Consider the following 8,061-nt stretch of genomic DNA (forward strand, 5'->3'; position numbering starts at 1 on the left):
CGATCTTCACCCGCGACGGCGATGCCGCCCGCGAATTCGCCCGCAAGATCAAGGTCGGCATGGTCGGCATCAATGTCCCGATCCCGGTTCCGATGGCGTTTCATTCCTTCGGTGGCTGGAAGGCCTCGCTCTTCGGCGATCATCACATGCACGGTCCCGAGGGCGTGCGCTTCTATACCCGCATGAAGACCATCACCAGCCGCTGGCCCAAGGGCATCCGCTCAGGCGCCGAATTCTCCATGCCGACGATGAAATAGGCGGCATCCGCATACCCGGGACAATAGCAATCCGCCCCTTACCGGGCGGATTTTTTCTGCTATACCAACGGTCACAAGAGAGACAGGGGCGCCCGATCAAACGGGCTGAGAAGCACCCTTGGAACCTGATCCGGATCATACCGGCGGAGGGAGTCGCTCGGGCCTTTCCTGATCTGGCCCGTCCGGCTTTCCCGCTGAAACAAGAAAAGGGAAACCGGCATGACGGACGCCGACATTCTGTTGACCGAGATGCGCGAGAAAGCGCCGCTGGTGCACTGCATCACCAATCATGTGGCGATGAACATCGCCGCCAATGTCCTGCTTGCGGCCGGCGCATCTCCCGCGATGGTGCTGGCAGAGGAAGAGGCGGGCGAATTTGCCGGGCTCGCCGATGCCTTGACGATCAATATCGGCACGCTGACCTCCGCCCGACTGGCCTCCATGAAGGCGGCCATTGCCGGCGCAAGAGACGGCGGAAAGCCCTGGGTGTTCGACCCCGTCGCCCATTTCGCAACCGACTATCGCAGAAAGGCCGCGCGCGCGATCCTCGATCTCGGCCCGGCCGTCCTGCGCGGCAATGCCTCGGAAATCCTCGCCTTCTCCGGCGCGGCGGCACACGGCAAGGGCGTTGATGCCGGCGATGGCGTTCTTGCGGCGGAAGAGACCGCGCGCCGTCTTGCCGCCGAGGGCAAGATGGTGGTTGCCGTCACCGGCGAGACCGATTTCGTTACCGACGGCCGTCGCGCCGCGCGGGTTGCGGGCGGTTCGCCCCTGATGCCGAAGGTCACCGCGCTCGGCTGCGCGCTGACCTGCCTTGTCGGGGCCTTTGTCGGCACGCGCCCGGCCGATCCCTTTTCCGCAACGATCGCCGCCTTCGCGCTCTATGCGGTCGCCGGCGGCAAGGCGCACGGAATGGCGCAAGGCCCCGGCACCTTCGCCGTGCAGTTTCTCGACGCCCTCGCCGCAACGGGCCCGGCGGAACTGAAGGCCGGCGCCAGGGTTACACTCCTGTGAGGCGGGACGTGCGCGGCTGTGACGGCGCAGGGCGCCTCGGCATCGGCCGATTGAAACGCGGGCAGCCCCTTTCCACATGTCCCGCAGGCGGCCCCGTCGCCGAACATACCAACAGGCAGCGATGGCCCACGTCCATCGGGAAGGCAAAGACATGATTGCGAATATTCTTTCGATCGCCGGCTCCGATCCCTCGGGCGGCGCCGGCATCCAGGCCGATCTCAAGACGTTTTCGGCACGGGGGACCTACGGCATGGCGGCGATGACGGCGCTGACGGCGCAGAACACGCAGGGCGTGACCGGCGTGCACGAGGTGCCGTCCGCTTTCGTCGCCGAGCAGATCGCGGCGATCTTCGACGATGTCTCCGTCAGCGCGATCAAGATCGGGATGATCGCCAACGCCAGTATCGCCATCACCATTGCCGACAGCCTGCGTCACCACGTCGAGGTGCCGGTCGTGCTCGACCCGGTGATGGTGGCCAAGGGCGGACACCGGCTTCTGCCGGAGGACGCGGTGGAGGCGCTGAAGGAGCATCTCCTGCCGCTTGCCGCCGTTCTGACGCCGAACCTGCCGGAGGCAGCCGCCCTGCTTGACGCGGACGTCGCGACCAATCGTGAAGCGATGATCGCCCAGGGCAATGCGCTGCGCGGGCTCGGCGCCCAGGCCGTTCTGATGAAGGGCGGCCATCTGGAGGGCGACGACTGCCCGGACCTGCTGGTAACCGCTCTCGGCCATCAATGGCTGGAGGGCGCGCGGATCGACACGGAAAACACCCACGGCACGGGCTGCACCCTGTCGAGCGCGATCGCCGCGGAAATCGGAAAGGGGCTTGCGCTTGCCGAAGCCGTCGTCATCGCCAAGGATTATGTCGCCGGCGCGATCGCGGCATCGGACAGGCTGTCCGTCGGCTCCGGCCACGGCCCCACCCATCACTTCCATGCCCTTTGGCCGTGATTTCAACAAATAGTGATGCCTAACGTCCGCGCGCGGGGCGAATTGATCTTTCGCGGCCGCTTACGCCACTGGCATCCCGTCGGCGGCTGGATATACTGCAGGCGAAACGAGAAGGAGGTCTCGATGAAGAAGAACTATCTGATCGCCGGCGCCGTGGCGCTCTGTCTTGGCGCGGGCCCGGTTTTCGCGCAGGACGCCCCGCAAATGCTCCGTCAGGATGACATGAAGGCTATCGGCCAGGCCATGGGCCAGCTCGGCGCCATCGCCAAGGGCCAGAAGGGCTACGATCCGGTCGTGGTCGAGGGCGCCCTGTCGTCGATCGCCGGTCATGCGAAGGACTTTCCGACGCATTTCCCGCCGGATTCCAAGACCGGAAACGACACGGAAGCAAGCCCGGCGATCTGGGAGAACATGGACGATTTCACCGCCCGCGCCGACAAGCTTGCCGCCGATGCGAACGCGCTACTCGCCGACCTTCCCTCCGACCAGGCCGCCGTCGGCAAGGCGATGCAGACGCTTGGCGCCAATTGCGGCGCATGCCACGAAATCTATCGCGTCAAGAACTGACCCCGGTAGCCCTGGACCAGGGCTGAGACGGGTATTCAAGGAGCCGAAGCGTGAGACCACGCATCACGATCGGAGTGCTGGTTGTCGCCGCGCTGTTCATGGGCGCGGCGTTCATCGTTGCGCTCACGCCGCCCAGGCTTGACCCCGAAGCGCTCAGAAGCGCCGCGGTCGCCGACACGCAAAACGGCGAGAAAATCTTCTGGGCAAGCGGTTGCGCCGGCTGCCATGCCGCCCCCGGTGCCGAAGGCGACCAGAGGCTGGTGCTCGCCGGCGGCCTGCCGATCGAAAGCGATTTCGGCACGTTTCATGCCCCGAACATCTCGCCCGACGAAGGCCACGGCATCGGCGACTGGACCTTTTACGAGTTTGCCAATGCGCTGAAGAAGGGCATCGGGCGCCATGGCGAGAACCTCTACCCCGCCCTGCCCTACACGTCCTATGTGCGCATGACGAACCAGGATGTGCGCGACCTGCACGGCTACATCATGACGCTGCCGAAGAGCAGCGAACCGAGCAAGCCGCACGACATTGCCTTCCCGTTCAACATCCGGCTGGCGCTTTCCTTCTGGAAACGACTCTATTTTTCCGATCAGCCGCGCGTCACGCTTGCCGACGCCGCGCCCGAGGTCATGCGCGGACAGTATCTGGTGGAAGGCCCGGGCCATTGCGGCGAATGCCACACGCCGCGCAATGCGCTTGGCGGCCTGAAATATGGCGACTGGCTGGCCGGCGGGCCCAACCCCGACGGCGAAGGCATGATCCCGGACATCACGCCGGGATCGCGGGCCATCGGCGACTGGACGGCAAGCCAGATCGCAGACTATCTCGAGACCGGCTTCACGCCCGATTACGATACGGTCGGCGGCTCGATGGTCGAGGTGCAGCAGAATGTCTCGCACCTCACGCGCGCCGATCTCGAGGCGATCGGCGCCTATCTGAAGGCCGTGCCGGCAAAGTGAGGCCGGCCGGTTTCAGGCGAGCGACTGCAGATAGCGCATGCCCGTCACCGGCCGGGCGACAAACTCCATCTGCTGGTAGAACTGGTGCGCCTTGGTGTTGCCCGTGGCGGCGCTGACGGAGAGATAGGCGCAACCCGCCGCCCTGGCGAAGTCGCGCGCGCGGGCAATCAGATGCTGGCCGACGCCATGGCTGCGATGGCCGTCGCGCACAAAGAGATGATGCAGGTCCATGCCGCGCAGGCCCTGCTGGGCGCGGTAGAGCGGGGTCAGAAGCGCATATCCGAGAAGCTGGGAACCGCCGTCGGCGACGAGCGCCGTTACCCAGGGCGCCGGCCCGAACAGGTCGCGCTTCAGCCCTTCGGCGTTCGCCTCCACGGCGTCGCCGTGAAAGGCGGCCAGAAGGCCGATCATGTCGAGCAATTGGGGAATATCGGTTTCGACCGCTTTCCTGATGGTCATCAGTGCGGGTCGTTCCAGCGAGATTTCGTCTTGGTCTTCGGTCATTGTCGTCCCTGGCCTTCGTTTCGAGCACCGCCGGGGACTTTGCTTCAACACCTTAGCCGCCCCCTGGCGGCCGGTGATGAACATGATCAATCGCGGCCGCTCCTATCGGAACAGCCAAAAATACGTGTGGTTGTGGGTCACGGTCTTGATCATGGATTTTCAGATGCGCCGAAACGGCAGACTTGTCAATTGAAAAATCACGCATGCTCCTCCGCGCACAGGCCGTGGTCGGCGAGCGAACGGATGACATAGCATTCGCCGACAGCGTCGGCGTCGCAATGACCGGCGATCCGCGCCAGTTCCGTCTCCAGCCGTTTCAGCCGCGCGATCTTCTCGCGCACGAGGGCGAGGTGGTCGCGGGCAATCGCATCGGCGCGATCACACGGGGTTTCGGGATGCGCGGAAAGCTCCAGCAATTCGCGGATCGCATCAAGCGAGATGCCAAGGTCGCGGGCATGACGGATTAAGGCGAGCCGGCTCTCCTCCTCCCGCCCGTAACGGCGCTGATTGCCCTCGGACCGTTCCGCCGGCGCAATCAGCCCGCTCTGCTCGTAATAGCGGATGGTCGGCACCTTGACGCCGGTGCGCCGCGAAAGCTCGCCGATGGAAAACATGTTTCAGAAAACCTCTTGAACCTATAGTCGCTGGAGCAATTATGGTGACCGGCATCGACAATTGCAACGGGTCGCGGACAATGAGCGCATGCTGCGGACAAGCCACTTTCGACGGCATGTCGGAAGCCTACAAGAAAAGACTGAAGATCGTCATCCTTCTCAACGCGGCGATGTTCATCGTCGAAATGGCGGCGGGCCAGGCGGCGCGGTCGCAGGCTCTCCAGGCAGACGCCCTCGACTTTCTCGCCGACGCGCTGACTTACGGCATCTCCATGGCGGTGATCGGCGCCTCTCTGAAGACACGGTCCGTGGCCGCCGCTTTCAAGGGCGCGAGCCTGTTGCTGATGGGTCTCTGGGTGTTCGGGTCGACGGTATGGCGGTTTTTCACCGCCGGCGTGCCGGAAGCGCCGGTGATGGGCGTCATCGGTCTGATGGCGCTTGCCGCCAACCTCGCCACGGTGCTGCTGCTCGTCAGCTACAAGGATGGCGACGCCAATGTCCGCTCCGTCTGGCTCTGCTCGCGCAATGACGCGATCGGCAATGTGGCGGTGATGGTCGCGGCCCTCGGCGTCTGGGGCTCGAGCGCCGCCTGGCCGGACCTCGCCGTCGCCTTCGTCATGGCCAGCCTGTTCCTCTCCTCCGCCTTCCAGATCCTGGCCCAGTCATGGCGGGAATTCCGCGCGGGCGAAGCAGAGGCGGGCGCGCCGAACCCGCCTGCCGAAGACGCGTGCTGCGAGAGGACCTGCTGCGACAGCCGGAGCGAGAGCCGACCCGCCTGAGACCAAAAAGCCCGGACAAGCGCGCCCGGGCTTCTTTCGCCATCCGGTCTCCGGTCGGAAGCACCTATTTGCAGTTGGCCCGGGCCCAGTCCATATAAAGCGCCATCGCCTTCTTCGCCATCGGGCCGAGATCATAGTCACGGTCATCAAGCCTGGTGACGGGAACCACCTTGTTGTAATTGCCGGTCATGAACAGCTCGTCGGCTTCCATGAAGTCCTTCACCGTCAGCGTGCGCTCCTCGGCGGGGATGCCGTTCTCGCGGAAGAGCTTGAGGATGCGGCGGCGGGTGATGCCCGCCAGGAAGCAGCCATTGTCGGCCGGCGTCATCGGGATGCCGTCCTTGACGAGGAAGATGTTGGCGGACGCCGTTTCGGCGACATTGCCGTTCATGTCGCAGGCAAGCGCATTGTCGAAACCGCGGGCCCGCGCTTCCAGCATCATCCGTCCGGAATTCGGGTAGAGGCTGCCCGCCTTGGCATGGGTCATCGCCACTTCCGGCGAAGGCCGGCGGAAGGGCGACAGCGTGAGACGCACCGGCACGGTGGAGCGCATCGGCGTCTCGAACAGGCAGAGCGCGAACCGCGTGGAGGCCGGATCGGGCGGCACGAGGCCGGCAAGGCCGTGCTCGGCCCAGTACATCGGCTTGATGTAGACGGCCTCCGCCCCCTTGAAGCGTTTCAGCCCCTCCCACACCAGCGCCTCGATCTCCTCAGGCGTATGAGTCGGCTCAAGGCCGAGCGCCCGCGCCGAGCGGTTGATGCGCTTGCAGTGCTCGTCGAGATCGGGCGCCATGCCCTCGAAAAAGCGTGCGCCGTCAAACACGGTCGAGGCAAGCCACATCGCATGCGAGGTCGGGCCGATCAGCGGCGGATTGCCGGGAAGCCATTCGCCATCGACATGGGTCCAGGTTTCCGATGACGGGGAAGTATCGACTGCCATTTCATTCTCCTTGCAACGCCGCCGGCCTTCGCTATGCGCCTCGCAAGGTCGGTCGCTGGGAAAGGGGCCGGTGCGGCAGCGTGCGCCGGAAGGCGGGCGGCGGAAATTCAATGCAGCCAATCAAGACTTCGCCCGGCAGAAGGTCAAGCGGAAAATCCCCGGGCCCGCCCTTTCCCGGAGAACGGAATCCGCTGCGCTTCCCGCGCCTGTTGATCTTCGCCACCGCGGCATAAAAAAGCCGGCGGACAAACCGCCGGCCTCGAAAATTCCCGATCGTCGCGGCCGTTATTCGGCGAGAGAAACCGGAACCTCGTAGTTCACCCGGAGCGCATGGCTGTAGGGGCAAACGATATGGGCCTGATGGACGAGGTTTTCCGCGGTCTCACGATCGAGGCCCGGAATGGAGATGGTGAGTTCCGCGGTAATGCCGAAACCTTCGCCATCGTCGCGCGGGCCGACGCCGACGGTCGCCGATACAGTCGTTTCCTTGGGAAGCTTGACCTTCTTCTTGGCGGCGACATTGTGAAGCGCGGAGTTGAAGCAGGCGGCATAGCCGGCGGCGAAAAGCTGCTCGGGGTTGGCTCCTTCGCCGCCCGGACCGCCCATTTCCTTCGGCAGGGCGAGATTGACTTCGAATGCGCCGTCTTCGGTGCGGGCCGTGCCTTCGCGGCCGCCGGTTGAAATGGCCTTGGTGGTGTAAAGCGTCTTGATCATGGCATTGCTCCTTGTTGAGGCGGAAACCGCCTTCCTCGAGAAAACTTCCATTTCTTCTACGACGCGGCGGAGCCCGATCGGTTCCGTTCCGTATCGCATGGATTTTAAATAGCGCACAATTAAATTGTTTACAATATTATTTTGCGATTTTTATCATCTCTCCTATATTGCGCAAATGACCCATGATGACGACCGCCAGCCCCGGCTTGATGACCAGCTCTGTTTTGCCGTCTATGCCACCGAGCACGCCTTCGCGCGCGCCTACAAGCCGCTCCTGTCGAAGCTCGGCCTGACCTATCCGCAATATCTGGTGATGATGGTCCTTTGGGAACACCGCACGCTGTCGGTCAACGCCATCGGCGCGCGGCTGGGGCTCGACAGCGGCACGCTGTCCCCGCTTCTGAAGCGGCTGGAAACGGCAGGCCTGATTGCAAGGCGTCGGGCGGCCGACGACGAGCGCCGGGTCGAGATCACGCTGACGCTGAAAGGCCTGGCGATGCGCGAAGATGCCGAGACCGTCGGCCGGTCAATCGCGCAGAAAACGGGCTGCACGGCGGAAGAGGCCCGCGCGCTGCACGCCCGGCTGAACGCGCTGCGGCAGCATCTCCTGGAAAGCGAGGAATAGCCGGCCGTTCGCCTCAGGGCAGAACGGCGCGCACCCTGCCAACTTCCGTGCCGTTCCAGTTCTTCAGCCCGGAATCGGCCATCTGCCGCAGGCGCTCCGAGAGCGCCGCGTCATCGGCAAGTTGCCTTGCGAGAAC

The 8,061-nt window shown here is 64.4% G+C and carries 11 protein-coding genes and 1 riboswitch; of the genes, 7 read left to right on the forward strand and 4 right to left on the reverse strand.

From position 1 onward, the window contains the following. From AC5DC2_RS15355 to AC5DC2_RS15375, 5 genes are all read left to right on the forward strand, one after another. On the forward strand, window positions 1-257 hold a 257-nt coding region (locus AC5DC2_RS15355), incomplete at its 5' end, for an aldehyde dehydrogenase family protein (protein WP_491699103.1). Window positions 258-331: 74 nt separating this feature from the next. Next, window positions 332-426, forward strand: a riboswitch (TPP riboswitch). 50 nt (window positions 427-476) lie between these two features. Further along, the gene (gene thiM / locus AC5DC2_RS15360; protein ID WP_491699104.1) at window positions 477-1,271 is read left to right on the forward strand and encodes a hydroxyethylthiazole kinase; all 795 of its coding nucleotides are present in this window, start codon (window positions 477-479) and stop codon (window positions 1,269-1,271) included. Window positions 1,272-1,422: 151 nt separating this feature from the next. Further along, the gene (gene thiD, locus AC5DC2_RS15365) at window positions 1,423-2,223 is read left to right on the forward strand and encodes a bifunctional hydroxymethylpyrimidine kinase/phosphomethylpyrimidine kinase (RefSeq protein WP_024708140.1); all 801 of its coding nucleotides are present in this window, start codon (window positions 1,423-1,425) and stop codon (window positions 2,221-2,223) included. Window positions 2,224-2,346: 123 nt separating this feature from the next. After that, window positions 2,347-2,790 (forward strand): c-type cytochrome, encoded by a 444-nt coding sequence (locus AC5DC2_RS15370; protein WP_491699105.1) that lies wholly within the window; start codon window positions 2,347-2,349, stop codon window positions 2,788-2,790. Between the two features lie 98 nt (window positions 2,791-2,888). Continuing rightward, window positions 2,889-3,749, forward strand: a complete 861-nt coding sequence (locus tag AC5DC2_RS15375) for a c-type cytochrome (RefSeq protein ID WP_051424067.1) — start codon at window positions 2,889-2,891, stop codon at window positions 3,747-3,749. Between the two features lie 12 nt (window positions 3,750-3,761). Here the strand turns inward: AC5DC2_RS15375 and AC5DC2_RS15380 are convergent, their stop codons facing one another. After that, window positions 3,762-4,253, reverse strand: coding sequence for a GNAT family N-acetyltransferase (locus AC5DC2_RS15380; RefSeq protein ID WP_491699106.1), 492 nt, complete (start codon window positions 4,251-4,253; stop codon window positions 3,762-3,764). A 197-nt stretch (window positions 4,254-4,450) separates the two neighbouring features. Further along, window positions 4,451-4,867, reverse strand: coding sequence for a MerR family transcriptional regulator (locus tag AC5DC2_RS15385; protein ID WP_491699107.1), 417 nt, complete (start codon window positions 4,865-4,867; stop codon window positions 4,451-4,453). Window positions 4,868-4,947: 80 nt separating this feature from the next. Here AC5DC2_RS15385 and AC5DC2_RS15390 point away from each other — a divergent pair, with 80 nt between their 5' ends. Beyond that, entirely contained in the window at window positions 4,948-5,646 is a 699-nt protein-coding gene (locus AC5DC2_RS15390; RefSeq protein ID WP_491699108.1) for a cation efflux transmembrane domain-containing protein, read from the forward strand. Window positions 5,647-5,710: 64 nt separating this feature from the next. Here the strand turns inward: AC5DC2_RS15390 and AC5DC2_RS15395 are convergent, their stop codons facing one another. Together AC5DC2_RS15395 and AC5DC2_RS15400 are read right to left on the reverse strand one after the other, a co-directional pair. Beyond that, window positions 5,711-6,586, reverse strand: a complete 876-nt coding sequence (locus AC5DC2_RS15395) for a branched-chain amino acid aminotransferase (RefSeq protein WP_024707380.1) — start codon at window positions 6,584-6,586, stop codon at window positions 5,711-5,713. A gap of 285 nt (window positions 6,587-6,871) precedes the next feature. Next, window positions 6,872-7,297, reverse strand: coding sequence for an organic hydroperoxide resistance protein (locus AC5DC2_RS15400; protein WP_024707378.1), 426 nt, complete (start codon window positions 7,295-7,297; stop codon window positions 6,872-6,874). Window positions 7,298-7,475: 178 nt separating this feature from the next. Between AC5DC2_RS15400 and AC5DC2_RS15405 the strand changes: the two genes are divergently transcribed. Then, window positions 7,476-7,925 (forward strand): MarR family winged helix-turn-helix transcriptional regulator, encoded by a 450-nt coding sequence (locus AC5DC2_RS15405; protein ID WP_491699109.1) that lies wholly within the window; start codon window positions 7,476-7,478, stop codon window positions 7,923-7,925. The last annotated feature ends 136 nt before the right edge of the window (window positions 7,926-8,061 follow it).

Source organism: Martelella sp. (assembly GCF_984369615.1).

Excerpts from the sequence above, each read along its gene's own strand:
- thiM (WP_491699104.1), top strand. The coding sequence starts at position 477 with ATGACGGACGCCGACATTCTGTTGACCGAGATGCGCGAGAAAGCGCCG.
- thiD (WP_024708140.1), top strand. The coding sequence starts at position 1,423 with ATGATTGCGAATATTCTTTCGATCGCCGGCTCCGATCCCTCGGGCGGC.
- AC5DC2_RS15370 (WP_491699105.1), top strand. The coding sequence starts at position 2,347 with ATGAAGAAGAACTATCTGATCGCCGGCGCCGTGGCGCTCTGTCTTGGC.
- AC5DC2_RS15375 (WP_051424067.1), top strand. The coding sequence starts at position 2,889 with ATGGGCGCGGCGTTCATCGTTGCGCTCACGCCGCCCAGGCTTGACCCC.
- AC5DC2_RS15380 (WP_491699106.1), bottom strand. The coding sequence starts at position 4,253 with ATGACCGAAGACCAAGACGAAATCTCGCTGGAACGACCCGCACTGATG.
- AC5DC2_RS15385 (WP_491699107.1), bottom strand. The coding sequence starts at position 4,867 with ATGTTTTCCATCGGCGAGCTTTCGCGGCGCACCGGCGTCAAGGTGCCG.
- AC5DC2_RS15390 (WP_491699108.1), top strand. The coding sequence starts at position 4,948 with ATGAGCGCATGCTGCGGACAAGCCACTTTCGACGGCATGTCGGAAGCC.
- AC5DC2_RS15395 (WP_024707380.1), bottom strand. The coding sequence starts at position 6,586 with ATGGCAGTCGATACTTCCCCGTCATCGGAAACCTGGACCCATGTCGAT.
- AC5DC2_RS15405 (WP_491699109.1), top strand. The coding sequence starts at position 7,476 with ATGACCCATGATGACGACCGCCAGCCCCGGCTTGATGACCAGCTCTGT.